Here is a 23627-nt window from a genome sequence, read left to right on the forward strand (position 1 = left end):
CATGACACAAACAACAGTAAAAACGGTAAAAAACTATATTGGCGGCGAATGGGTGGATTCATCTACAAGTCTTACAGAACCAGTTTATAACCCTGCAACGGGTGAAGTTATTGCAGAGGTGCCTCTTTCAACAAAAGCAGATGTAGATCAAGCGGTGCAAGCTGCGAATGAAGCCTTCAAAGGATGGTCAAAAACTGCGGTGCCAAAACGTGCGCGTATCTTATTTAAATATCAGCAGCTATTAGTAGATAACTGGGACGAATTAGCAAAACTTGTGACGCTTGAAAACGGAAAAAGCTTTAATGAAGCGCGCGGAGAAGTACAGCGCGGAATTGAATGCGTAGAATTTGCAGCAGGTGCTCCTACGTTAATGATGGGAAAACAGCTTCCTGACATTGCAACTGGCATTGAGTCTGGCATGTATCGTTATCCAATCGGCGTTATTGGCGGGATCACGCCGTTCAACTTCCCAATGATGGTTCCTTGCTGGATGTTCCCTCTTGCGATTGCTTGCGGTAATACATTTGTATTAAAGCCGTCTGAGCGCACGCCGCTTTTAGCAGCAAGATTAGTAGAATTATTTGAAGAAGCTGGATTGCCAAAAGGCGTATTAAACATTGTAAACGGCGCGCATGATGTGGTAAATGGCCTTCTTGAACATAAATTAGTGAAAGCTATTTCGTTTGTAGGTTCGCAGCCAGTAGCTGAATATGTGTATAAAAAAGGTACAGAAAACTTAAAGCGTGTTCAAGCATTAGCGGGTGCTAAAAACCACTCAATCGTATTAAACGATGCTGACTTAAACGTAGCAACAAAACAAATTATCGGAGCTGCTTTCGGATCAGCAGGTGAACGCTGCATGGCAGCATCTGTCGTAACGGTGCAAGAAGACGTGGCAGATGAATTAATTTCACGACTTGTTCAAGAGTCAAACAACATCGTAATTGGAAACGGATTAGAAAAAGATGTTTTCTTAGGACCGGTTATTCGTGAAAACCATAAAGAACGTACGCTTAGCTATATTGAATCTGGCGTAGAAGAAGGAGCTCGCTTAGTTCGTGACGGCCGCGAAGATCATGCAGTAAAAGAGAACGGCTATTTTGTTGGACCAACTATTTTTGATAACGTTACACAAGAAATGAAAATCTGGCAAGATGAAATCTTTGCACCGGTGCTTTCTATCGTGCGTGTAAAAACGTTAGAAGAAGCAATTGACGTTGCCAATAACTCTCGATTCGCAAACGGAGCTTGTATCTATACAGACAGCGGCGCAAGCGTACGCGAGTTCCGTGAAAATATTGAGTCGGGCATGCTAGGAGTGAATGTAGGGGTGCCGGCACCTATGGCGTTCTTCCCATTCTCAGGCTGGAAAGACTCTTTCTACGGCGATCTTCATGCCAACGGTACGGACGGCGTAGAGTTCTATACAAGAAAGAAAATGGTTACGGCACGCTACTAAGAATTTACTTATCGTACTATGGGATACTAGCGACATTTGCTGGTACCCTGTAGTACAATCTAATAAAAAATAAAAGTCGGTTTTTTCGCAGTAACAAAATGGAAGTGATTAGTTGAGTGCTATAAGTACCGTCAAAGATAAGTATCTTTTTGCAGCTGTTTCGTTTATCTTTTGGTTCTCGCAGTTTATTTACGTACCTATTTTGTCTCCTTATATGGAAGAGCTGGGAGGCAAGTATGCCTTTATTGGTTTAGTGTTAAGCAGCTATGGACTCATGCAGCTGTTATGTCGCCTTCCGCTCGGGATCTTTTCAGACTTTGTGAAAATGAGAAAACCGTTTGTTATCTTCGGCATGGTAGCCAGCATGTCCAGCTGCCTGCTATTTTCGTTGACCGATAGCTTAATAGGCGTGTTTATATCACGGTGTTTAGCTGGATTGGCAGCGGCAACGTGGGTTGCCTTTACGATTTTATATTCATGCTACTTTGAACGTGAAAAAACTACTCGTGCTATGAATATCATCTCATTTATAGTGGTTTTGGCTCAGCTTTTGGGTATGAGTTTAAGCGGTTACATCGTGAGTAAGTGGGGATGGCACGCTCCGTTTTGGATAGGGACGATCTTGAGTGTAATAGGCGCCGTTCTTTCTCTTTTCATTCACGAGCCTAAACAGAACATAAAGAGATCACCTATAAAGCTTAAGGAATTAATGGGCGTAATAAAAGAGCCTTCGCTATTAAAAATTTCGCTGCTGTCTATTTTAGCACACAGCATTATTTTCACGACTATGTTTGGTTTTACTCCTGCGTACGCATTAAGCGCAGGATTTAGAGAGAGAGAGCTGAGTTTGATTGTCTTTTCCTTTATGATCCCTCATGCAGCTGCTCCTCTTATTATGGAAAAGCTATTTGTTTGGCGCTTTGGAAAATGGAGCATCTTGAAGGCCGCATTTTTTCTGGCCGCATTCTTTACCTGTATGATTCCTATGACGGAAAATAAACTTTTGCTTTGTATCATTCAAAGTGTGAACGGTTTTTCATTAGGATTAGTGTTTCCTCTTATGTTAGGAATGTCTATTGAAAGAATAGCTGTAGAAAAAAGAGCTACGGCGATGGGAGTCTACCAAGCGCTGTATGCGTTAGGAATATTCGGAGGTCCTTTTGCTGCAGGAATATTAAATTCTTGGATGGGACTTAAAGCAGGCTTCTTTTTTGCAGCAGCCTTAGGGTTAACTGCTACTGTTTTTGCAGCGGCATGGGATAAGAAAGAAGCGTCATATAAAGTTTTTAAAGCAAAATAAAAAGTATGGCAGCAAGCATCTATTTCTATTTTTAAGCACTATTATTTAAGTTCACATATTAAAGGAGGCCATTGATTATGGTATTAAAAATTGGCGTTATTGGAACAGGAGCAATTGGACAAGATCATATTAGAAGAATTACCAATACATTATCAAGCGGCAAAATTGTTGCGGTTACGGATGTAAATCAAGAACAAGCAAAAGCTGTTGTAAAAAATCAAAATTTGGATGCCGTTATTTATGATGACGGACATGAGCTGATTAAGTCAGAAGATGTAGATGCAGTTGTTGTTACGTCTTGGGGACCGACGCACGAGGAGTTTGTGCTGGCAGCGATTCAAGCTGGAAAACCTGTATTTTGCGAAAAGCCGCTTGCTACAACAGCAGAGGGCTGCAAAAGAATCGTTGACGCTGAAATTACACACGGCAAGCCATTGGTGCAAGTCGGCTATATGCGCCGCTATGATACAGGGTATCGCGCTTTAAAGAAAGTGATTGAAAGCGGGCAAATTGGTGAAGCATTAATGGTTCACTGCGCACACAGAAATCCTACGGTACCTGATACATACACGGGTGATATGTCAATTGTTGATACATTCATCCACGAAATTGACGTGTTGCGCTGGTTATTAAATGACGATTATGTATCTGTTCAAATCGTGGCACCGCGAAAAACGAGCAAGGCACTTGAACATCTGCAAGATCCAATCATGGTGCTGCTTGAAACAAAGCAAGGCGTCCGAATTGATGCTGAGGTTTTTGTAAACTGCCAGTACGGCTATGATATTCAATGTCAAGTAGTAGGAGAAACAGGAATTGCCAACTTACCTGAACCTTCAAGCGTCGTGTTACACAGTGAAGCAAAAAAATCTACTGAAATTTTAGTAGATTGGAAAGATCGATTCATTGACTCTTATGATACAGAGCTGCAAGACTGGATTAATTCAACGCTTAAAGGCGAAGTGAATGGACCAACTGCTTGGGATGGTTATGTTGCGGCCGTTACTTCAGATGCTTGCTTAGAAGCAAAAAAATCAGGAAACATTGTTCCTATTTCGTTAGGTGAACGTCCGGATTTTTATTATAAAACGTTAACCGCAGCCGGCAAACTGTAAGCGTAAAAACGTTTTGCTTACGAAACAGCTTAATTAAAACTTAGGGGATGGACACGTCTAGTGTGCATAAAAGAAAGGGGAGTTTTACATTGCGTTTAGCATATGATCCGTCACATTACCGTGATAATACAAGTTTAAAAGATACGATTGATACAGTTGCAAGATTAGGTTATGAATACGTAGAGTTATCTCCGCGTAAAGATTTTATTTGGTTTTATGAATACCCAAAAGTTGATAAACAGCGTATAAAAGACTTAAAAAGATACTGTGCCGATGCTGGTGTGAAAATTTCTTCTGTGCTTCCGGTGCAGCAGTGGTCTTCACCAAATGAGCAGGAACGCGAAGCGGCAGTAAGGAACTGGAAGCGTACAATTGAAATTACTTCTGAGCTGGAAGTAGATTTAATGAACAGTGAATTCAGCGGCGACAAGAGCCGGCCTGTTGAAAGCGAAGCGGCTTTTGTTAAATCGATGGAAGAGCTGATGCCGATTTTTGAAAAAGAAGGAATTAAGCTTAACCTCCAATCGCATCCAAATGATTTTATTGAGTTAAATACAGAAGCTATTGCAATGATTCGTGCGCTGGATAAAGACTGGATTAAATTAGTTTATTCTGTTCCTCATGCTTTCTTTTATGACGATGGCATTGGCGATGTAGCAAAGCATATTGATGAAGCAGGTGATTTGCTTGCACACGTTCTGATTGCTGATACGCTTAACCATAAAGCAGCGTTTGGACTGCGCTATATTGTAAATCCGCCTGATGCGAAGGTAACGATTCACCAGCATTTAAATCCTGGTGAAGGAGAAATTGATTTTGACGCACTGTATCGCAAATTGAGAGAAATTAATTTTGACGGCATCGTAACAAACTCTGTATTTGCCTACCCTGATCGACCAGAATGGTCAAACGAAGTAACGTTAAAGTCAATTAGAGAAGGATTAAATATTAAAGAAGGCCTAAACATTTAACGTGATTGACTGAAGTGATGCGAAGCATAAAAAGATATGTTTTGCATCACTTTTCATGGTTTATGCTTGAAAGAAGATCAGAACTTGTGGGCATAGCTAGTTTAAAATAGTCTTAATTGTTCTATTCGGCCCCCATCATGATGATAAAGAGAGGCTTTATTATGCTAGTAATGTATAATAAAGATAGATGCAAAGCGGATAGAACTTTTTATTATAAAATGTTAATTACTACAGATAAAGGTGAGTGAACGTATGTCAGTTAAAATGAGTGATGTGGCCAAACTAGCTAATGTAGCTCCAGCTACTGTCTCGCGAGTTCTTAGTCAGCCCCACCTAGTAAGCAAAGAAACGCAGGAAAAAGTTTTAAAAGCCATTGAAGAATTAAATTATCAGCCCCATATCATCGCAAGACAGTTCAGAAAAAAAGAAACAAAAACCATTTTAGTAGTTGTTCCTGATATTACCCACCCGTTTTTTTCTGAAGTTCTTAAAGGAATTCAGCATACGGCCATTAAAAGCGGCTACCGAGTGATTTTAGGAGACACAGAAAATGACATTGAGCGAGAAGGAGAGTTTGTTGATTTATTATTCCAAAAGCAAGCGGACGGCATGATCCTTCTAACAGCCCGCATGGATAAAGACAGAATTGAACAAGTCTCCAGACAGTTCCCTACGGTTCTTGCGTGCGAGTATATAGATGGCTTAGATATCTCTACCGTATCTATTGATAATATTAGCGGCGCGCGAAAAATAACGGAGCATTTAATAAGCCTTGGGCATACGAAAATCGCGCACATCACGGGCCCTATGAATGTTATCTTAAGCCGTGACCGATTAAAAGGGTACCGCCAGGCGATGATTAGTCACGATTTACCCGTGGATTCCGCTTTTATTCAAGAAGGAGATTTTAGCTTAGAGTCCGGTTATCATCAAATGATCAGGCTATTATCGTTAGAGCAACGACCAACTTCTGTATTTGTTTTTAACGATGAAATGGCGATAGGAGCGATAAAAGCGGCAAAAGACAGCGGTTTAAAAGTGCCTGAAGATATAGCTGTAGTAGGGTTTGATAACTCAAAAATGTCGGATATCATTGAACCTCATATTACAACGATTGAACAGCCTAAATATGAAATTGGAAAAAAAGCGATGGAATTATTGCTTGGGTTAATGAGCGGAAAAGCGTTAGAACAAAAAAAGTTTGTATTAAAAGATGAACTAATCGTACGCGAGTCTTGCGGAAGTAAATCTACAGTGAAAAATTTTATCCAGCTTGAAGGCTCAGCTAAGAAAATTAACTAGTGCTGTTTAAACGCTATGCTATGATGTTTTTTGCTGAGAAGTAAACAAGAGAGACCATCATTTTTTTCTTCTCTTGTTTACAGCAAAGCGGAAGGAATAATCTGATAAAAAAGAGAAGGTGGCTTGAGTGAGAATTAAGGGAACAGTATTTAAAAAAAGAACATATCCAAAGCATCACTATAAAAAAATGGATCGCCTTTCTTTTTTAGAGGTGAAAGATAACATCTCCTTTGATGGCGATGTGCTGAAAATCCTTCCTGTTCTTAGTCAAAAATCAATGGAATGCTGGAATATCGGAGATGAAATTGATGTGGAAGGTGAAATGAAGTACATTCGCATCATTACTTCATTAGGAAAACTCAGCCTTCTGCCTGTCCCTGTGTTTATCGTCAAAACAATTAAAGAAATAAAACCTTCTCCGATAACTAGTTAAGTTGTCAGCCATAAAACTGCTGTTCATTATCATACACTATGTTTGCATTTTAATAAAGATTAAATTCTGAAATTTCTTATAAATCACATATTTATTCAAATCTATTTTTAAAAGGAATTTCCGCGTTCTAACCAGAAAAATAATATATATCATTTTCTGGAGGAATACGATGAAAGAGATAAAAAGGTTAGAACCGCTGCAAGCAGCTACACAATTCATTTTTAAACATTACCCTCATTGCCAAGGTGCATTACTCGCCGGAAGCGTAGTGAGAGGCGAAGCTACACATACGTCCGACCTTGATATTGTTATTTTTGATGAGAATTTCACCTCTTCTTTTAGGGAGTCACTCATTGAATTTGGGTGGGCAATTGAAGTTTTTGCTCATAGTCTGACTTCATACCAAGCCTTTTTTAAAAGCGACTGTAAGAGGGCTAGACCGTCACTCCCAAGAATGATTTCCGAGGGAATTATTTTAGTGGATAATGGGATTGTTCAGTCTATAAAAAAAGAAGCTGCACAATTACTAGAAAAAGGTCCGGAAAAATGGCCGGAAGAGACGATTAGATTAAAAAGATATTTTATAAGTGATGCCTTAGATGATTTAATCGGTTCTTCAAATACAGGTGAATCACTTTTTATTGCTAACACGCTCGCTTACATAACGCATGAATTTGTATTAAGAACGAACGGTCATTGGATCGGGGATTCTAAATGGATTGTACGGTCTTTGAATAACTACAATAAAAGCTTTAGTAAAGAGTTTGTGGAGGCATTCGAAATCTTTTATAAAACAGGGAGTAAAGTTAAAGTAATTCAACTAGTCGATAAAGTGTTAGCACCCCATGGAGGCCGGCTGTTTGAAGGGTTTTCCTTGGGGAAAGAATGATAAAATCAGTAGCAGAGAGCTTGTTATAACCCCACTACTATTTCTTGCTAGTAGTGGAGTTGTTTTTTAGAAATATTTACGTATGCTTAAAGAGTTTGTCCGTTATCGATCGTAAACACTTGGCCGGTCACGGACTCTTGTTTTAACTGAAACAGAATAGCATCTGCGATATCTTCGGGAGAAGAAATGCGCTGAAGAGGTAAATTTCCCGCAAGCTGATACATTTTGTCTTCGTTGCCAGACCACCACCTTGTGTCGACTGCACCAGGAGAGATGCAGTTTACTCGAATATGTGGTGCCAGTGCAATCGCTAACGATTTCGTCATCGTATGAATTGCTGCTTTTGTCGCTGCATAGGGAATAGACGAGCCGATTCCAGTTGTACCCGCAACGCTTCCTACATTAACAATCGCCCCTGACTTTTGCTTTTTCATATGTGGAACGGCTGCTTTTACACAGTGAAACATACCTTTTACGTTTACATCATATAAGGAGTCCCATACGTCATCAGTTGCAGACTCTAAGTCATTCATGGGGATTTGAGCTGTAATACTAGCGTTATTCACTAATCCATCTAACCGTTCGAATTGTGCAATGGTTTGATCAATCATATTATTAACTTCGTGCTCACTGGCTACGTTCGCTTTAAAAGCAAACGCAATGCCTCCTTTTTCAGCAATCTCCTCCACAACTTTTTTCGCTTCTGTTTCTGAGGAACTGTAGTTTATCACAAGTTTTGCCTCTCTATCTGCTAACTTTAAAGCCGTTGCTTTGCCTATACCAGTGCCGCCGCCCGTAATAATAAATACTTTATTTTTAAAATTGTTCACTTCTATAAACCTTCCTTTCTCTTAACATCTTTTATTATATCTTCGATCAGAAAAAGGATATAATAGGTAATACTAAGAGCGGTATCATTTAAAATGATATCAACGGAGGAATTGAAATTGGAAAGCCAAGACTTACGAATTTTCAAATGTGTGGCAGAAACAAAATCACTATCAAAAGCTGCGGAGGTATTAGGATATGTTCAACCGCATATTAGCCAGCGGATTAAAAATCTAGAGGAAGAATTAGGCACCAAATTATTGATACGTACAAATCGTGGAGTTACGTTAACAAATGAAGGGGAAGCTTTGTTTAACTACGCCCAGCGTATTTTACTGTTAATGGAGGAAGCTAAAGCAGAAGTTAATCCGAATAAGTTTAAAAGATCCTTGATCATTGGTGCCTCGCAGACGGTTTCTGCTACTAAAGTTCCTTCTTTATTCTCATCTTTTCTGAAAGAACATCGGGATATTGAAGTTAAAATAAAAACAGATAGAAAACAAGTCTTGCAAGAAATGCTTTCGTACGGAGAAATTGATGGACTTTTTCTTAGCGGTACCTATAACGAGGCTCAGTTTGAAACGGTTTATCACTATGCAGAAAAAATGGTGCTTATCTCACCTCTATATGAAGCTCCAGAAGAAAAAGACCAACCAACGCTACTCATCAATAGTGATGGAAACTGCATCTATAGAAACAGACTATTAGAGTTTTCAAAAGAACATCATCTACATAAAGCCAACATCATGGAATTTGATTCATTAGAAGCTATTTTACAAGGCGTTCGTGATGGACTTGGAATGAGTGTAGTCCCCGCTAGTGTAGTAAAATCTCGCGGTGATATGAAAAGCATTGAATACCAAGAGCTTTCAGAAGACGTTCATATTGATTTTGTAGTAAAGAAAGGGAAGCAGCGCTCTCAAAGTCTTAAAAAGTTTATTCATTTTTTAGAGAGTTTATAAATCAAGTTTTTATCTTAAGTTCAAATCTATATGATTTGAACTTTTATTTTTGTCTACATTGTGATTAAATGTTACTCCTTTTAAAATCTACTTTGATATATTGAATATATGTTTTTTATAGCAGAATACTCGTCATGATTTGAAAGATAAATGGATGATATGCCAGGGACTTGTATCTTGGAGGCCGAAATAGTTTATATAAAAACAAAAGGAGTAGATTCTATGAAGGTTTCCTTTTCAAATTCTATAGAAAATGTTGAGTGGTCGAGAATGAAAGAAATTTACCGCTCTGTCGGGTGGAAGAACCATGATGAAGAAAAGGTTAAAAAAGTATTCCAATCAAGCAATGTAGTAGCGGTTGCTTATGATGAAAATAAAATAGTAGGGTTCGGCAGAGCTCTTTCAGACGGTGTGTTTAATGCTGCTATCTATGATGTTGTGGTTGACAAGCATTATCAGAATCAAGGAATTGGACAGCAAATTATAGAAAACCTGCTTGCTCAGCTTAATGATATTTCATGCGTTCATCTTGTTTCCACAGCGGGTAATGAAGAGTTTTATAGAAAAGCAGGATTTCGGAAAATGAAAACAGGCATGGCTCGTTATTTAAAACCTGCTTTAGAGGAAGAATATTTAGAATAAGTTATGTGTTAGATTGTAAACCAAGGGACATTTTAGAGTATGTACCAAATGAATAATAAAGAGAACGTAGAAAAATCTAACGTGTTCCCTTTTGGGGTGCAAACATTGCAAATCACCTCACACTTTTTGTCACCAATATTAATATAATTCTCAATGGAATTCTCTAATTAAATAAATCAATAAAAGCAGAGAAGGGACAGTAATTAAGCTGCCCCTTCATTTTAATTTCACTACCTAATCCTCATGGTTGAAGAAATTTGTTGTCTTTTATTATTGATGGTCTTCGTCGCTTTTGTACTCCAAAATATCACCTGGCTGACAATCCAAAGTCTTACATATTGCTTCTAATGTTGAAAAACGAACCGCTTTTGCTTTCCCATTTTTCAGAATGGAAAGATTCGCCATAGTAATTCCAACCCTCTCTGAAAGCTCCGTTACGCTCATTTTTCGTTTTGCTAACATCACATCAATATTAATAATAATTGCCATATCCTCCACCTCAGACCGTCAAATCATTTTCTGATTTTATGTTAATCGCTTCTTGCAAAAGCCTTTGGAGAACAGCAGCAAAAACTGCGATAACCAACGAAGCAAAAGGAATGACCATCCCAACAAATATGAGACCTGGGGCATCGTCTTTATCTGCCACGAGATAATAGACGGGCAAACCTAAGACATGCAAACTACAGATAGAAATGGCGCAGTATTTGATTCCCATTAAAATTCGAACAGACAATTCAGAGAAAGCAATGTTCTTGTCAATATAACTCAACAGTTTAACAGCTTGATAAAGGGCGAAGTAAAAAGGTAATGTTCCTCCATATAAAAGGATGAAAATGATATATTTTATGGAATGAATACCTAAGAAATCCGCTACCGCATCTGCCAGTTCAGGAACTAGAAATATGCACAAAGTGAGAACCAGAATTCCAATGAGAATAATTGCTATCTTCAAAAATAATGTAGTTGCTATCTTCATAAAAAACACCTCTCCTATATTTCGAAATGTTAATTGTTTTTTGGCTGTGAATCCATGACATTCTTTATAGGTTTTTGAAACACGTCCACAATGGCTGCGATGATACTTGTTGCCAAGATGCCCATTAGACCTAGAGATATTGGACCTGCTGCATCATCACCTGTGAATTGAGCATGCGCCCTTAAATAAACTATTGCTAACAAAATAAACAAAATGACAGTAAAAGTGCATTTTTTTATTACCTTCAAAGATTGAAGAGATAACTCAGAGAAAGCGTTATTCTTCTCGATATAGGTTAAAAGCTTAAAAGCTTGATACCACGCCACAGAAAACGTAATACATATTCCATATGTACATACCAAAAGTGGATATAACGAATAATCACCAGGACGCTCTATAGCATCTCTTCTGGCTGCTTCAGGCAACAAAAATATACATGCGGCAAGCACTGCAATTCCAATCAGAAAAATTATTACCTTTAAGAAAGTGGTAGAACCTCGTTTAACATTCATAAAAAACACCTCACTTATTTAATAATAATACGAATTTAACATATAATTTATCGTTTTACAATAAATTATTATCGTTTTTTATTATATTATTGTTGTTATTGAAATATCCTTTTAATTTTAAACAAAATAAAAAGCATTTCTCAATACAAAGAAATGTTCTTACTTTAGAATGTTAAATTTACAACTTGTTCAACAAAACTTCCAAACAGTTTAATAAAGTGAATCAACAACGAAAGATATCAGAACCTACTTAAAATAAATAATATCCTTAAAACTCACTAAATAATTCACGGTTAAATTCAAATAACTATTTCCATATTGGAGAATTTTTATGCGAATTCCTGCTTGAATTTAAGGGGAAATAGCAAATATAGAAGTAATACCAAGCAAATAAAAAAACATGAATTCACGCTAAAAGTGCATTATGAAATTAAATTTTGCCCCTCGGAAAAGAATCCGTAAATAAAAATCTATGTCCTTTTTTCTTTTTGATGTTGAGACTATGGAATCTGTATATTTCTATTTAATAATATATGGTATTATTTTCTTTAGCTAGGAGGTATTTGAAATGAGTATTCCAAAGGAAAATAAGCCGATTTTACTGACAGTTATTTTGATGGCGGCTGCGTTTGTTGTATTTTTTGCAAATTGGCTGTTTCCACAAAATTCAATTTTTCCAAATGAAACCGGTGATTTGACTATGCCGCTGTGGCTGTTTTTCGCGATAGACGCTGGCTTTATTGTGGCATTAGTTTTAGGAGTCCGAACGAAAAAACCGAGCGTTGTGTGGTTTAGCATTATAGCAAACAGTATCTTTTTTATTTTGCTTTCTGGCTTAATTTTTTTACTAGCAATTGCGAATGGCATTTCTGAACCGTAAGCTTATTATTTTTATTAATGGATCGTTGCGCTTGTAACGTTTTTATCGTTAGCCAGTTCGTTTCTTTACTTTTACTTGTTTGCTTATTTGTTTGGAAGACGATTTAGTAAAAAAATTGAACGGCCTTTTAACGAGCTGATGACGGCCGCGAAAAACATTCAGCATAATAATTTGGATTTTTCGCTGTCCGTGACTCAAGACGCAAAAGAATTAAGCCAGCTGCTGCATGCCTTTGAAGAAATGCGAAAAGAATTAAAGCAATCGCTAGCTAAACAGTGGCAGCTAGAAGAAGACCGCAAAGATATGACGGCTGCGATTGCACATGATTTACGAACGCCTCTTACAATTATTCACGGTCACACCGAAATTTTAGTAGAAGGAAGCAAAAAGGACCCAGAGAGGCTTAGTCGATATTTACATACGATCTACACAAATACACAGCGTTCGATTCAACTATTAAATCAGCTGCAAGAAGTATCAGTCATAGAAAATCCAGGCTTTGCCGTAAAGAGTGAGCCTATTAATATCAACACATTTGTTCATGAGAAAGCAAATGAATTTCAGCTTTTATGTCAAAAAAAAGAGATTACATTTGTGTCGTCGCTTAGTAAAACAGAAGGGCCAAACCAATTTTACGGAGATCCTCAGCGCATTTCTCAAGTGTTAGATAATATCATCACAAACTGTATTCGCTACACGCCTGAACGCGGAGAAATAGTTTGGAATATCGTGATTCATCACAACGAAGTAATCTTTGAAATACATGATACGGGCCCTGGGTTTACACTATCCAACAAAGAACAGCTGTTTAAAAAGTTTTACAGAGAAGATGCGTCGAGAACAAGCGGGCACGGAAATTTGGGACTAGGTCTTTATATTGCTCATTCCATTGTGAAAAACCACGGAGGAAGCATCACGGCCGATAATAAAGAGACGGGAGGAGCGTTGTTTAAGATTGTTCTTCCGGTGGGGAAAGAATAAAACCGTAAAAAAGAACCCTCCAAAAGGAGAGCTCCAAAAAGGGTAAGTAAGAAAGAAATGTATATGTTCCTTTGGGGGGACTGCATCTGTACAGTAAAATTTATACCCGGTATACCTCTATTGAAACGTTGAAAAATAATTCAATAATAGAAATGAATAGTTGATAATATGCTTTATAATCTATAAAAAAGACTGCAAAGCGGTTGTATACCGCACCTTGCAGTCTTTTTCGATTTTATTTATTTAAGAAGTCTCTCATAAATCCATTCACTTTTTCTGGCTGCTCATGTTGAGGCGCATGTCCCACACCGTCTAAGCGGTGGATCGTTACATTTGGAACGTACTCTTCAATGCCATCTAAATTACTGTTTTCAAACGCTTCGTCCGCATTTCCCCATACAATTAAAGTCGGAGACTGAAATACTTTATGCGGCAAGGCTACAGGTTTATGAACGCGCTCTTCAAATGGATAAAGAGAAGAAGCACGGTAGTAGTTAAGCATGGATTTCATTGCATTTGGCTGGTTCCACGCCTCTACATATTTAGCTTCTTCTTCTTTGGTTAAATAGCCTTTTTTAATGCCCGGCTCCGTCAGCATTTTTCTTAATTTTTCACTATTATTCGCGAGTAGCTCATCTTGAGAATTTGGCTGTTGGAAAAAGCTCATATAGCTGCTGGCTTCTCGTTGAGCAGGATTTTCAGCAAGCTCTCTTATAAATGTATAAGGGTGCGGTGCATCAAACATCACTAACTTTTTGACATACTGGGGATATGTATAAGCAAATGCCCATGCAACAGCGCCGCCCCAATCATGTGCCACTAACACACACTCTTTTTCATCAAACGCTTCAATCTATGCTTTCATTGTTTGAACGTGTAGGACTGCACCCCATTAATCCAAGCGCCAAAGCTATCGTAATGGTCCCTGTTGTTATCTTGCTTATGCTCCTCATGTTGAAACTCCATTTCTATTTGTTTATTACTTACGTATAAAAACTATATCATATAAATGGAATATTTATCTTTATATACTATTAAATGTTACATTTCGTATAGATAAACTAAAAAAGTATTATAATGGAATTTATAAAAGTAGTGCTGAAAGAAGATAAATATAATAGAAAAAAATAACCATGTACTTATACTATTAATGTGACTTCTAAAGGAGGAAATCAATATGACTGGAATTGCCAAAACCCCCGAACCGCCTTATTATGCCGTTATTTTTGCTTCTGAAAGAACAGAAGGTGAGAAGGGTTATGGAATCATGGCAGACAAAATGGTGGAGCTTGCTTCTGCACAAAAAGGCTTTTTAGGAATAGAAAGTGCCAGGGACAAAGATTTAGGCATTACCATTTCATACTGGGATTCCTTAGAATCAATCAAAATATGGAAAGAACATTCAGCTCACCGCGCAGCACAGCACAAAGGGAAAACAGAATGGTATCAAAAGTTTTCGCTTAGGGTTTGTAAAGTGGAAAGACATAGCTTTTTTGAGATGTAGGGCGTATATGGTTGATTGTTTTAAAAAAGGGAAGAAGCCGTTATGTTTTATGGCGTTATAGGTTTTATAGCCGTTTTTATCACTTTATGTTCATTAGAAGTAAAGCTAAGAACGGTTGTCAAACAAAATGATAGAATCATTGAATTACTTGAGAGACAGAATAGAGAGTAAGAAAACGCTAATGAACTCACCATTTGTAATATCATCTCCTGACTTTAGCTAAGGGAGATGTTTTATTTTAAGTTTAATATCATAGAAATGTTTAGAAGTGCATAAAAAAAACCTCAGTAGGAGGTCTAGTTATTCCTTTTTAATAAAAGTACTTATAACAGGCTCATTTACTATCGTATGTCATCTAGAGGCTGTGTCAAAAGCTAATTATAAAGGGAAATTATATTTATCGTTTCACCGGGAAAAATTAGCTTAACTTCGCAATTTTATAATAAAATATTTCAGTTAATCACCGTATTTTTTTCTGTACATAAGAAATGTTATAAAATATACAACTGAAATTGTCGTTAGAAACATTAACGGCGAAATGCCATTGCCATCATAAGAACTTTTCCCTTGAAAAGTCCGATAAATGGACTCTACAACATCTAAAATTAGTACACCAATAACGATCATAAATGAATATGATTGAGCCTTCGTGTTGATAAACTTCTTTCTTTCGTCACCTTTTCGCGAAGATGATGAAACAAAAATCAAAATTCCGCAAACTAACAGGATGAATGAATACACAATTTTAACCCAATCCATTTTACTCCTCCTTATAATAAATGTAAAAAGTATTTTACATTTATTATTGTAGCATCAGTTCCAAAAATGTCAAACTCTTTTTACATTGTAAATTATTTGTATATAAAAATCGCTATAGAAGAGTGGATATCTTTAAATGGATTTTATAACACAATGTCATGTTATAAAGTGACTTAAATCAACTCCATTGGTAAAATGGAAGTAACAGGAATTTTCGTGTTTCACCAACTAAAAGTGAGGTGGGTTGTTTGGTTCTTCATAAAAAAACAGTTTCTTTTGTTGCTCTTTTCTTGTTGTTATTAGTGATAAGCTCGAATTATGGGTTATATCATTCTTCTTTTGGACTTCACTCGTTGCCTGGTGATTTCAACGGAGTAGTAGTAGGTTCTATTATAGACTTAAGCCTTGTGGCTCCGCTCTTATTTCTAGCTTGGCAGCGTAAGTTCAGTCTAAAGTACTTTATTGTATTAATGGCCACAGGCCTTATTGCTGCGCGTTTTATCATTCCAAGTGAATACTTCGCTTCTTTTCAGTCGGTTATGTGGCTAGGAGTTGGCATAGAAGGACTACTTATTTTGTTTGAACTTTCACTGCTATTTATGCTAGTTAAAAACGTACCGCCTATTTTAAGAAGGATTAGATCAAGCTCTTTACCGCTTTTATTTTCCTTTTCGCATGCTATAAACGAAAAGTTTCCCAAACAACCGTTTATACACGTACTGTGTTCAGAAATGCTGATGTTTTATTATGCGTTTGGAACGTGGAAGAAGCAGCCGAGTACTGAAGGGAATACGTTTACTCTGTATAAACGCTCAAGTTTTATTACGTTTCAAATTATGATTATTCATGCGATTGTCATTGAAACATTAGGTCTTCATTGGCTGCTGCATAATACGTCTATAATTCTTTCAATCGTTTTACTGATCCTTAATATTTATAGCATTGTTTTCTTCATAGGAGATATTCAAGGATTAAGGCTTAACCCTTTACGAGTGGAAGATGATTGTATATACATTTCGTTTGGCTTAGCTAAGCGTATGGAAATCTCTTTTAAAGATATTGAAGAAATAGTAGAAGACACTCACATCCTCCAACAAAAAATCCCTAACACCACGATTGAATTTATCGCACGCGATTTTGAAAAAGTTTATCCTGATCTTTTACTAATACTAAAGTCTCCAATTGAAGCGACGCTTTTTATGGGAATCAAAAAGAAATATCAGCAGGTCGCCATTCGAGTAGATGATCCTCATGTGTTTAAAAAAATAGTTAAAGAGCGTTTGGAGAAAGCTCAGCGGGATGAGTTAATCTAGAGTTCTAGAAAGATAAGGCCTTATAGAGATATCTATAAGGTCTTTTTGCTAATGATTAGCTACCGGACATAAATAGTGAAGTGTTAGCTTTATTTTAGTAAAATGGAAGTAATAGGTAAAGTGGTAAAGGGGGATAGGATATGGGGATTTTTTTTAGAGGACAAGAGAAATATTTAAACTCTGTAGAATGGTTATCTAAAAACTCAATCCATTTAAGCGAACCGACTGAATGTACGCCTCAAGAGTTTGAATTTCTCCGTCATATCGTAAAAGATAAGCGAATTGTGTGGTTAGGGGAAAACGGCCATAACATAAGAGAACATAATATGATGAAGTCAAAAATAATAGAATTTCTACATAAAGAAATGGATTTTACCGTACTGGCATTTGAAAGCGGCTTAGCCGAATGCTTCAGCGCTAATGAGTTAAAGGAAGAGTTTACAGATGAAGACTTTTTAAAAAACGCGATTTATTCTTTATGGGCAACAAAAGAAAATCTGCCTTTGTTTCAGCTAATGAAAAAATCAGATTTAAGTTTAATAGGAATAGATATTAATCCTTCTTCTAATCCTAATCTTTTCGTAAAATTTGTTCAGCAGCTGAGTTCCGTAGTGTCTGAAGACGCGATAGAAAAGATAGAATACATTGAAGCAGGCGTGTATAAATGGTACTACCAACTAGGGCAATATAAAGCGAGAAGAAAAAAAGTTCCAGCAGAAATGCTACATGAGTTTGCAGAGTTTAAAGAAAAAGCAAGCGCAGTCATAGGAGATTTAGAAGCCTCTCTACATGAAGAATACGTTTTGCGTCTTGAAAATCACGAGCTTGTACGTCAGTTTAAAATAATCCTTCGCTGCCTGCAAAATCGCTTGTATTTTATAAACCATTTTCATAACAACTACCGAACACATAAAAAGGTAAGAGAAAAACGAATGAAGGAAAATTTAGAATGGATTTGTCAAGAACTGTACCCTAATGAAAAGATTATTATCTGGGCACATAACCTTCATATTTTTAAACAATACAAAACGTTTACAGGGTTTGAACCACTAGGAGCAATTGTCTCTAATAAAATAAAAGAACAGTCTTATTACTTAGGCTTATTTATGTATAAAGGTGAAATACATACGGACACGGGACAGCCATATAAAATAGAGAAGCCGCCTAAAAAAAGTCTAGAGGACTATATGCATCAAGTGCAGTCACCGGCTTTATTTACGGATTTTTCACAGCTTGAAAAAAACTCAGGCAACAAGTGGATATTCACTAAAACCATCTTTTTAGAAAGTGGTACCATGCCAACTTTATTTGTACCGCGTGACCAGCTAGACGGTGCTTTACTTGTTGAGTCTGTTTCTCCGCCCGAGTATCTTAAACGCAAAAAAATAAATAAGAAAACGTAATGAACAAAGAGGTCATGCACATTGAAAATCTATAAATTCAGCAAAGAACATGGCAAAAAAGTAGAAAGATATCAGTCGCATTTAGCCACTTACGTAAAAATGGCACAAACAAAGGAAGCAGCTACCATTGGCTGTATGTATATAGAGGGAGAAGGAACAGTAGGATATCACGAAGCGCCTATCGCTCAGCTGTTTATCGTAGTCGAAGGTGAAGGGTGGGTAACAGGAGAGGATCAAAGACGAATTCCGATTAAACGTGGAGAAGCGGCACTGTGGGAAAAAGGAGAATGGCATACTTCGGGAAGTGCAGAAGGCATGACGGCGATTGCCATTCAATCGGAGGTTTTACACCCCGAAGAATTTATGGAGGTGAAAGAACATGCTTAGATAGAGTTATCCAAGCATGCTCTCTTTTATAGGACTTTAAATTTTTTAAGCGCAAACTCAATTCCGTCTTCACCGGATTTCTTCGTAACAAAATCAGCGGCGCTTTTTAACGTATCAGATCCGTTGCCCATCGCAATTCCAAGGCCGGCTAATTCTATCATATCAATATCATTTTCTCCGTCTCCAAATGCGATGGCCTCAGATTGATGGATGTTAAAATAATGTAAAACCTTCAGGATAGCTACCGATTTTGTGATTTCTTCTTGAAGAACACTTACGACAAAAGGGTGCCACCTTTTAAACAGTAAATGAGGAAATCGCTGTGCATACTGCTCGGTAGTTTTGTCATCGGCATACAAGCACATTAAATAAATGTCTTCATCATAAATACGCTTATTCATTTTAGGATAATCATTGAGAGATAACGTTTCCTTCAGTGCTTTTAAAATATTGTCATCTTTAATCCCGTTCATGCTGAGCTCTTTTGTGTAAAATGAAAGACCGTGATTTTCTGATGCTGCGTATTCAAAAACTTCGCGCGCAACGTGCTTATCCATGGACAGCTTATGAATAACTTTTTCATTGTGTACAGTAAACGCTCCGTTCGCGGTAATGAGCGTATCTATACCTAATTCTCTAATTTCTTCACAGAGAGATAAAGGCCTGCCTGTCGCGGCTACGACTTTTAATCCTTTAATTTTTAGGCTTTTTACAATCTCTCGAGTCTTAGCGGAGATCGTCCCTTTTTCGTGGTGCGTAAGGGTTCCATCTACGTCAAAGAATACAATTTTATAGCTCATCGTAATCTCCTTATTTAAACAGCTCGATCTTTTTTTGCATTTACAAATAATAATGCACAAACTAAGATAGCTGCCGCATATAAAAACGCCGAAACAACTGGTTTATGTAAAAAAGCAGTATGGTTGTATGAAGAGTCATACAAATAAAGAGCGGCTAAAAATAGAAAAGGCAGTAGTTTTTTCATGCTGTCACCTCCTGGTTTTATTATACATATTTTCCTTGGATTTGTATGTAATCTTAGTGAGAGCGATAGAATAATAGTATTTTACATAAGCAAAGAGAAAGAGAAGTGACGAGTATGACTGTACATCACTATATAGGTTCTCCTTATGAATTACCGACAGGAAGCTTTGGCATAAAAGAAAAGTTGGTGACTTTATCCGAAGTTTCTTCTTTTAATCGAAATCCAAAGAAAGAAAAGCTGATTACAATCTATGAAAAAGAAGAAGATGCGTACGGTATTAGTATCAATTACTTAACCGACGGGTACAGCGATATAAAGCATGTATTCACCTTATCATATATCTACGAATTATCTTGCGATGTGCACCCTAAATCCATGAGAGAGCTTTTTACATATATTGAAGAACACCTTATAGAGGGCTGTCATATCGAATTATATTCTTGCTTGGACGGTGATGAAGCGGAAGAAAAAGATTCAAGTCTAGATACGAGTATTAACTTAAAAACCCTGTATTTTGGAAAACATTATAAATTAGACAAAAAGAAGTACATCTATGAATTAGCGGAAATGTTTACATTTGAAGATAAACAATTTGTAGTGGTGGTGAAATGAGTGGGTTAGCCTGTAACTTTTGGGTAAGAGTTATAGGCTAACCAGTTTAAGCAGACTGATATTTATAAAAAAGGCTTGATATATGGAAGGCTTAAACCAACGTAAATAACAAATGACATAAGCAAGTAGCAGCCCATAACACTTCTTCTAACTGGTTTAGAAGCTTTTTTGAGCCAGCCCCAATGCTTATCATCATGGTCGAAGATGAAGTAATCCAAAATGACAGATAATGTGATAATAACAGCAATTATTAATAAGCCCATATGTATCCTCGCTTTCAGTTTATAAAGTATTTCTTACTTTGCAATTTACATTAAAAGCTATAGGCGTAGTAACAATAAAACATAATAAATGTTTAGCTTTCAAGAGCTTGATCTTCGGATAGTCGAAAATCAAGCTTTTATTCTTTAATATAGAAATTTCAATAATCCTATCTAAACCACGATTTTCTTACATTTTTTAATTTGCCTGTTTTATTCATAGTCAACCGTCGTCCCCGCAAACATAAACGTAATAATTCCTAATACAAAGAACAGCTGAGAAATTACGCCTACTATACTGCAAATCAACCCGGCAATCGCGAGTCCTTTACCGCCTTGATTGGAAGCAGCTATTTGATTTGATGCTTTTTTGTAGAAGATAATGCCAATAATACCTGTAATAAACCCGATGATTGGAATAAAGATGGATACGATGCCTAGAGTTAGAGAAACAATAGAGTTGGTGTTTATTTGAGGTTTTGTATTAGTTTCCAATAGATTCACTCCCTATTAATTATATTTTTTGATTATACCATAAAAAGGAATAATATCCTTTTTACTAATAAAAGTAGAAATTTTTAGAATTATATGTGTCCCAGTATATTTTCTATACGTCATTTCATCAAACGTATAATGACATGTATAAAAAGAAACCTACTTTTTTGACTCCTATAAGGAAATCGGTTTTGCGGGCTACCTTAGATTAAATGTGCTTCACAAGACATTTAACCTAAATTAAGGAAAATATGATACAATAATCCATAAGGGTGTGAATAAAGTGAAGAAAAAGGATCTTTTATAGGAGATCCTTTTTTATTTGTGATTTCGCTAAATAGGTAAGGCAAGAATAGTACAGGCAGATGTTGTCATACACATTACGGTCATAAAAAATGAACGAAGAAGCAATAAAGCCTTATGTTGTCACCGAATTTTTGTAGTTTACTAGTTATAATTGGTAAAGAATGGTCGTTTTTGTAAATAAAAGGTGATGTTTCGTATCATCAAAACGGTTAAATCTTTGATTTTTATGATTACACCTAACTACTAATAGAGAAAGTGAAGTGAGCAAATGACAAATCTTTTAGAAGTTAGAAACATAGCAAAATCGTTTGGTCAAAATGAGGTTTTAAAAGATGTTTCATTTCATGTACCCCCTGGATCAATTGTAGGATTTATTGGTGACAACGGAGCGGGGAAATCAACGACGTTTAAAGCAGTACTAGGATTAATTTCGAGAGATAGCGGCACTGTAGAAATATTTGGTGAAGACAATTTGAATAAAAATGCCACGATTAAAGAAGATATTGGAGTGGTATTTGATGCGATTAATCTGCCGGTTTCTTTAACTATCAAACAGCTAAACAAAGTCTTCAAAAGTCTATTTAACTCTTGGGATGAAGCCGATTTTTACCGGTTGATTCGTTCTTTTTCACTGCCAGAAGATAAAAAAATACATACGTTTTCACGAGGCATGTCGATGAAATTATCTCTAGCTGTAGTGCTGTCTCACCGTGCTAAATTATTGCTGTTAGATGAAGCGACAGGAGGACTGGATCCTTCGTCTAGAGAGCAAATATTAGATGAATTAAAAGCATTTGTCAGCGATGGCAACAGCGGAATATTACTTTCGTCTCACATTATGAGCGACGTCGAAAAAATCGCGAGTCATCTTGTTGTGATTAAAAATGGTGAGGTTTTATTAAATGAAGAAAAAGAGAAAGTTTTTCGGGAGTATGCAATTGCCGTTATGAATGAAGAACAGCTGAACTTACTTCCAGAAGATATAGTCGTGGCAAAAAGAACGTATGATAAATCTATCCGCGTACTAGTATCAGATAAGCATCAGCTGCCAGATAGAACTTTAACTGAACCGATGTCGATGGAAGAACTAAGCGTGCTTTTAACAAGGAGTGAAAGATAAATGAGAGGTCTGTTGTTAACGAACTACTACCTCATTCACCGAAGCTTTTTGACGTACACAGCGCTCGCCATAGTTATTTCTGCGGTCATCTTTTATTTTGCGGATCCTTCATTTTACCGTATTATAGCGATGTTAATTATTTTATTGATGGCAATGCCAGCGCTTGAAGTGATCAAATTAGAAAGTAAGACCGGCTATGACAAATACGTGCTTACTCTTCCGGTTAGTCGAAAAAATGTGGTGCAAAGTCACTATGTTTTTTACTTTTTAATTGTCGTCAGCGGAACCATCCTATCCTATGGTGTTTTTTCAATGTATTCGCTTATTTCCAAGAGTGCAGTAGAGGATATAGTAAATATCGTTTCGTTTGGTACATTTATCGTACTTTTTGCAGGTGCACTTGCTTATCCGCTTCTTTACGTATTCGGGGCAGAGAAATCTGACGGAATAGTACTTGGAGGTGGAATGGGCGGCCTTTTCGTTGCGATTGCTTTACAGGGAGCTGTTGGTTATTTCGTCGAGATATTAGCGGCATCAAGCTTACCGATCGCTTCTTCTTTGCATGTTCCTATCTTATATACTCTTTTTGGGATGGTAATGTATATTGCTTCTTACTTTATTGCGCTGTCTATCTACCGGGAGAGAGAATTTTAGTATGAATTGTTTTTAAAGTAAATACTACAAAGCGTTCTTCAAGGCTATTTATCAACAAATACTTCAAACAAAAAACAGCCACAACATTTGATAAACTAAGCAAACAAGGTTTCAAAAATATAACGGATATGATTGGCGATAAAGCTTAACTTATGGGGATTTTTACAAAAGTTAATTGTGTCCTCTAAGCACATGTATTATAGTAAAAGATGCAGTTTTAAAATGTGAAAGGAGATTATATGGGGAATTTGTTTAAACAGGCTTCAAACGTATCAAAAACCGCTTTTCTTGCTACGCTGATTTTGTATGTCGTTATTATAGCGTCTTTTATTCCGTCAATTGTATTTGCGGGAGCTTTCTTCGCTATACTAATTAAAATAGCAGCAGCACTTTTAATCTTAGTAACAATCCTAGGAATGATTTATTCGCTCTTCATTAAAGGCGGTCAAAAATTTCTTTTTTTACTGTTACATGCCGCTTCTTTATTTATTGTTTTGTTTAGTATCTCTGCTTTTATGCTCGCTAAAAGCGCTGAGTTGACATAGTGAAGAGGAATTACATATGCAAAAAGGCAGG

The 23627-nt window shown here is 36.8% G+C and carries 29 protein-coding genes; 19 read left to right on the plus strand and 10 right to left on the minus strand.

Annotated features, from left to right (window positions below):
* Position 1 precedes the first annotated feature (1 nt).
* From AC4NPH_RS18340 to AC4NPH_RS18370, 7 genes are all read left to right on the plus strand, one after another.
* Positions 2-1459, plus strand: a complete 1458-nt coding sequence (locus tag AC4NPH_RS18340) for a CoA-acylating methylmalonate-semialdehyde dehydrogenase (protein WP_013058164.1) — start codon at positions 2-4, stop codon at positions 1457-1459.
* A gap of 112 nt (positions 1460-1571) precedes the next feature.
* Entirely contained in the window at positions 1572-2759 is a 1188-nt protein-coding gene (locus AC4NPH_RS18345; RefSeq protein WP_013058163.1) for an MFS transporter, read from the plus strand.
* 77 nt (positions 2760-2836) lie between these two features.
* Positions 2837-3874, plus strand: a complete 1038-nt coding sequence (gene iolG, locus AC4NPH_RS18350) for a bifunctional inositol 2-dehydrogenase/D-chiro-inositol 1-dehydrogenase (protein WP_335482023.1) — start codon at positions 2837-2839, stop codon at positions 3872-3874.
* Between the two features lie 89 nt (positions 3875-3963).
* Positions 3964-4845 carry a sugar phosphate isomerase/epimerase family protein gene (locus AC4NPH_RS18355; RefSeq protein ID WP_013058161.1) on the plus strand — a complete coding sequence of 294 codons (882 nt, stop codon included), beginning with the start codon at positions 3964-3966 and terminating at the stop codon, positions 4843-4845.
* A 252-nt stretch (positions 4846-5097) separates the two neighbouring features.
* Positions 5098-6147 (plus strand): LacI family DNA-binding transcriptional regulator, encoded by a 1050-nt coding sequence (locus AC4NPH_RS18360; protein WP_013058160.1) that lies wholly within the window; start codon positions 5098-5100, stop codon positions 6145-6147.
* Positions 6148-6274: 127 nt separating this feature from the next.
* Positions 6275-6580 carry a hypothetical protein gene (locus AC4NPH_RS18365; RefSeq protein WP_013058159.1) on the plus strand — a complete coding sequence of 102 codons (306 nt, stop codon included), beginning with the start codon at positions 6275-6277 and terminating at the stop codon, positions 6578-6580.
* 169 nt (positions 6581-6749) lie between these two features.
* Entirely contained in the window at positions 6750-7469 is a 720-nt protein-coding gene (locus tag AC4NPH_RS18370) for a nucleotidyltransferase domain-containing protein (RefSeq protein ID WP_013058158.1), read from the plus strand.
* Positions 7470-7555: 86 nt separating this feature from the next.
* On the opposite strand, the gene AC4NPH_RS18375 is transcribed toward AC4NPH_RS18370, so the two are convergent.
* Positions 7556-8299, minus strand: coding sequence for an SDR family NAD(P)-dependent oxidoreductase (locus AC4NPH_RS18375; protein WP_029323246.1), 744 nt, complete (start codon positions 8297-8299; stop codon positions 7556-7558).
* Between the two features lie 117 nt (positions 8300-8416).
* Here AC4NPH_RS18375 and AC4NPH_RS18380 point away from each other — a divergent pair, with 117 nt between their 5' ends.
* Both AC4NPH_RS18380 and AC4NPH_RS18385 read left to right on the plus strand, forming a co-directional pair.
* Positions 8417-9259, plus strand: a complete 843-nt coding sequence (locus AC4NPH_RS18380; protein ID WP_013058156.1) for a LysR family transcriptional regulator — start codon at positions 8417-8419, stop codon at positions 9257-9259.
* A 222-nt stretch (positions 9260-9481) separates the two neighbouring features.
* Complete coding sequence (locus AC4NPH_RS18385) at positions 9482-9901, plus strand: GNAT family N-acetyltransferase (protein ID WP_013058155.1); 420 nt, start codon at positions 9482-9484, stop codon at positions 9899-9901.
* A gap of 270 nt (positions 9902-10171) precedes the next feature.
* Here the strand turns inward: AC4NPH_RS18385 and AC4NPH_RS18390 are convergent, their stop codons facing one another.
* Genes AC4NPH_RS18390 through AC4NPH_RS18400 form a run of 3 tightly spaced genes read right to left on the minus strand, consistent with a single transcriptional unit; the run spans position 10172 to position 11392 of the window.
* Positions 10172-10390, minus strand: coding sequence for a helix-turn-helix domain-containing protein (locus AC4NPH_RS18390; RefSeq protein ID WP_053487547.1), 219 nt, complete (start codon positions 10388-10390; stop codon positions 10172-10174).
* Between the two features lie 10 nt (positions 10391-10400).
* The gene (locus tag AC4NPH_RS18395; RefSeq protein WP_013058153.1) at positions 10401-10880 is read right to left on the minus strand and encodes a DUF2975 domain-containing protein; all 480 of its coding nucleotides are present in this window, start codon (positions 10878-10880) and stop codon (positions 10401-10403) included.
* Positions 10881-10909: 29 nt separating this feature from the next.
* Positions 10910-11392, minus strand: coding sequence for a DUF2975 domain-containing protein (locus AC4NPH_RS18400; protein WP_013058152.1), 483 nt, complete (start codon positions 11390-11392; stop codon positions 10910-10912).
* A gap of 568 nt (positions 11393-11960) precedes the next feature.
* On the opposite strand from AC4NPH_RS18400, the gene AC4NPH_RS18405 reads away from it, so the two are divergent.
* Both AC4NPH_RS18405 and AC4NPH_RS18410 read left to right on the plus strand, forming a co-directional pair.
* On the plus strand, positions 11961-12272 hold the full coding sequence (locus AC4NPH_RS18405; RefSeq protein WP_013058151.1) for a hypothetical protein: 312 nt from the start codon (positions 11961-11963) through the stop codon (positions 12270-12272).
* 87 nt (positions 12273-12359) lie between these two features.
* Positions 12360-13253: a sensor histidine kinase gene (locus AC4NPH_RS18410; protein WP_240530802.1), complete on the plus strand. Its 894-nt coding sequence runs from the start codon at positions 12360-12362 to the stop codon at positions 13251-13253.
* 235 nt (positions 13254-13488) lie between these two features.
* On the opposite strand, the gene AC4NPH_RS18415 is transcribed toward AC4NPH_RS18410, so the two are convergent.
* Positions 13489-14106 (minus strand): alpha/beta fold hydrolase, encoded by a 618-nt coding sequence (locus tag AC4NPH_RS18415; protein WP_013058150.1) that lies wholly within the window; start codon positions 14104-14106, stop codon positions 13489-13491.
* A gap of 324 nt (positions 14107-14430) precedes the next feature.
* Here AC4NPH_RS18415 and AC4NPH_RS18420 point away from each other — a divergent pair, with 324 nt between their 5' ends.
* Positions 14431-14757, plus strand: coding sequence for an antibiotic biosynthesis monooxygenase family protein (locus AC4NPH_RS18420; protein WP_053487542.1), 327 nt, complete (start codon positions 14431-14433; stop codon positions 14755-14757).
* Positions 14758-15213: 456 nt separating this feature from the next.
* Here the strand turns inward: AC4NPH_RS18420 and AC4NPH_RS18425 are convergent, their stop codons facing one another.
* The gene (locus AC4NPH_RS18425) at positions 15214-15516 is read right to left on the minus strand and encodes a hypothetical protein (RefSeq protein WP_063672201.1); all 303 of its coding nucleotides are present in this window, start codon (positions 15514-15516) and stop codon (positions 15214-15216) included.
* 248 nt (positions 15517-15764) lie between these two features.
* Between AC4NPH_RS18425 and AC4NPH_RS18430 the strand changes: the two genes are divergently transcribed.
* From AC4NPH_RS18430 to AC4NPH_RS18440, 3 genes are all read left to right on the plus strand, one after another.
* Entirely contained in the window at positions 15765-16829 is a 1065-nt protein-coding gene (locus tag AC4NPH_RS18430) for a beta-carotene 15,15'-monooxygenase (protein WP_098239043.1), read from the plus strand.
* 140 nt (positions 16830-16969) lie between these two features.
* Positions 16970-18232 carry an erythromycin esterase family protein gene (locus AC4NPH_RS18435; RefSeq protein ID WP_053487540.1) on the plus strand — a complete coding sequence of 421 codons (1263 nt, stop codon included), beginning with the start codon at positions 16970-16972 and terminating at the stop codon, positions 18230-18232.
* A 21-nt stretch (positions 18233-18253) separates the two neighbouring features.
* The gene (locus AC4NPH_RS18440) at positions 18254-18619 is read left to right on the plus strand and encodes a cupin domain-containing protein (RefSeq protein WP_097812277.1); all 366 of its coding nucleotides are present in this window, start codon (positions 18254-18256) and stop codon (positions 18617-18619) included.
* Positions 18620-18645: 26 nt separating this feature from the next.
* Here AC4NPH_RS18440 and AC4NPH_RS18445 read toward each other — a convergent pair whose 3' ends face one another.
* Both AC4NPH_RS18445 and AC4NPH_RS18450 read right to left on the minus strand, forming a co-directional pair.
* Positions 18646-19419 (minus strand): Cof-type HAD-IIB family hydrolase, encoded by a 774-nt coding sequence (locus AC4NPH_RS18445; RefSeq protein WP_063672194.1) that lies wholly within the window; start codon positions 19417-19419, stop codon positions 18646-18648.
* Positions 19420-19433: 14 nt separating this feature from the next.
* Positions 19434-19604 carry a hypothetical protein gene (locus tag AC4NPH_RS18450; RefSeq protein ID WP_176533004.1) on the minus strand — a complete coding sequence of 57 codons (171 nt, stop codon included), beginning with the start codon at positions 19602-19604 and terminating at the stop codon, positions 19434-19436.
* Positions 19605-19718: 114 nt separating this feature from the next.
* Here AC4NPH_RS18450 and AC4NPH_RS18455 point away from each other — a divergent pair, with 114 nt between their 5' ends.
* Positions 19719-20216, plus strand: coding sequence for a hypothetical protein (locus tag AC4NPH_RS18455; protein WP_053487537.1), 498 nt, complete (start codon positions 19719-19721; stop codon positions 20214-20216).
* 62 nt (positions 20217-20278) lie between these two features.
* On the opposite strand, the gene AC4NPH_RS18460 is transcribed toward AC4NPH_RS18455, so the two are convergent.
* Entirely contained in the window at positions 20279-20479 is a 201-nt protein-coding gene (locus AC4NPH_RS18460) for a hypothetical protein (protein WP_098314711.1), read from the minus strand.
* 210 nt (positions 20480-20689) lie between these two features.
* Positions 20690-20971, minus strand: coding sequence for a DUF4190 domain-containing protein (locus AC4NPH_RS18465; protein ID WP_013058136.1), 282 nt, complete (start codon positions 20969-20971; stop codon positions 20690-20692).
* Positions 20972-21545: 574 nt separating this feature from the next.
* Here AC4NPH_RS18465 and AC4NPH_RS18470 point away from each other — a divergent pair.
* The 3 genes from AC4NPH_RS18470 to AC4NPH_RS18480 all read left to right on the plus strand — a co-directional run bounded on the left by AC4NPH_RS18470 (position 21546) and on the right by AC4NPH_RS18480 (position 23596).
* Positions 21546-22397 carry an ABC transporter ATP-binding protein gene (locus AC4NPH_RS18470; protein ID WP_098314710.1) on the plus strand — a complete coding sequence of 284 codons (852 nt, stop codon included), beginning with the start codon at positions 21546-21548 and terminating at the stop codon, positions 22395-22397.
* Entirely contained in the window at positions 22398-23051 is a 654-nt protein-coding gene (locus tag AC4NPH_RS18475; RefSeq protein ID WP_097812271.1) for an ABC-2 transporter permease, read from the plus strand.
* A 239-nt stretch (positions 23052-23290) separates the two neighbouring features.
* Positions 23291-23596 carry a hypothetical protein gene (locus AC4NPH_RS18480; protein WP_063672186.1) on the plus strand — a complete coding sequence of 102 codons (306 nt, stop codon included), beginning with the start codon at positions 23291-23293 and terminating at the stop codon, positions 23594-23596.
* Positions 23597-23627 lie beyond the last annotated feature (31 nt).

This window comes from Priestia sp. MDV22-iso46, from assembly GCF_058629175.1.

Excerpts from the sequence above, each read along its gene's own strand:
- AC4NPH_RS18340 (WP_013058164.1), top strand. The coding sequence starts at position 2 with ATGACACAAACAACAGTAAAAACGGTAAAAAACTATATTGGCGGCGAA.
- iolG (WP_335482023.1), top strand. The coding sequence starts at position 2,837 with ATGGTATTAAAAATTGGCGTTATTGGAACAGGAGCAATTGGACAAGAT.
- AC4NPH_RS18360 (WP_013058160.1), top strand. The coding sequence starts at position 5,098 with ATGTCAGTTAAAATGAGTGATGTGGCCAAACTAGCTAATGTAGCTCCA.
- AC4NPH_RS18370 (WP_013058158.1), top strand. The coding sequence starts at position 6,750 with ATGAAAGAGATAAAAAGGTTAGAACCGCTGCAAGCAGCTACACAATTC.
- AC4NPH_RS18385 (WP_013058155.1), top strand. The coding sequence starts at position 9,482 with ATGAAGGTTTCCTTTTCAAATTCTATAGAAAATGTTGAGTGGTCGAGA.
- AC4NPH_RS18390 (WP_053487547.1), bottom strand. The coding sequence starts at position 10,390 with ATGGCAATTATTATTAATATTGATGTGATGTTAGCAAAACGAAAAATG.
- AC4NPH_RS18395 (WP_013058153.1), bottom strand. The coding sequence starts at position 10,880 with ATGAAGATAGCAACTACATTATTTTTGAAGATAGCAATTATTCTCATT.
- AC4NPH_RS18400 (WP_013058152.1), bottom strand. The coding sequence starts at position 11,392 with ATGAATGTTAAACGAGGTTCTACCACTTTCTTAAAGGTAATAATTTTT.
- AC4NPH_RS18405 (WP_013058151.1), top strand. The coding sequence starts at position 11,961 with ATGAGTATTCCAAAGGAAAATAAGCCGATTTTACTGACAGTTATTTTG.
- AC4NPH_RS18420 (WP_053487542.1), top strand. The coding sequence starts at position 14,431 with ATGACTGGAATTGCCAAAACCCCCGAACCGCCTTATTATGCCGTTATT.
- AC4NPH_RS18425 (WP_063672201.1), bottom strand. The coding sequence starts at position 15,516 with ATGGATTGGGTTAAAATTGTGTATTCATTCATCCTGTTAGTTTGCGGA.
- AC4NPH_RS18435 (WP_053487540.1), top strand. The coding sequence starts at position 16,970 with ATGGGGATTTTTTTTAGAGGACAAGAGAAATATTTAAACTCTGTAGAA.
- AC4NPH_RS18445 (WP_063672194.1), bottom strand. The coding sequence starts at position 19,419 with ATGAGCTATAAAATTGTATTCTTTGACGTAGATGGAACCCTTACGCAC.
- AC4NPH_RS18450 (WP_176533004.1), bottom strand. The coding sequence starts at position 19,604 with ATGAAAAAACTACTGCCTTTTCTATTTTTAGCCGCTCTTTATTTGTAT.
- AC4NPH_RS18455 (WP_053487537.1), top strand. The coding sequence starts at position 19,719 with ATGACTGTACATCACTATATAGGTTCTCCTTATGAATTACCGACAGGA.
- AC4NPH_RS18460 (WP_098314711.1), bottom strand. The coding sequence starts at position 20,479 with ATGGGCTTATTAATAATTGCTGTTATTATCACATTATCTGTCATTTTG.
- AC4NPH_RS18470 (WP_098314710.1), top strand. The coding sequence starts at position 21,546 with ATGACAAATCTTTTAGAAGTTAGAAACATAGCAAAATCGTTTGGTCAA.
- AC4NPH_RS18475 (WP_097812271.1), top strand. The coding sequence starts at position 22,398 with ATGAGAGGTCTGTTGTTAACGAACTACTACCTCATTCACCGAAGCTTT.
- AC4NPH_RS18480 (WP_063672186.1), top strand. The coding sequence starts at position 23,291 with ATGGGGAATTTGTTTAAACAGGCTTCAAACGTATCAAAAACCGCTTTT.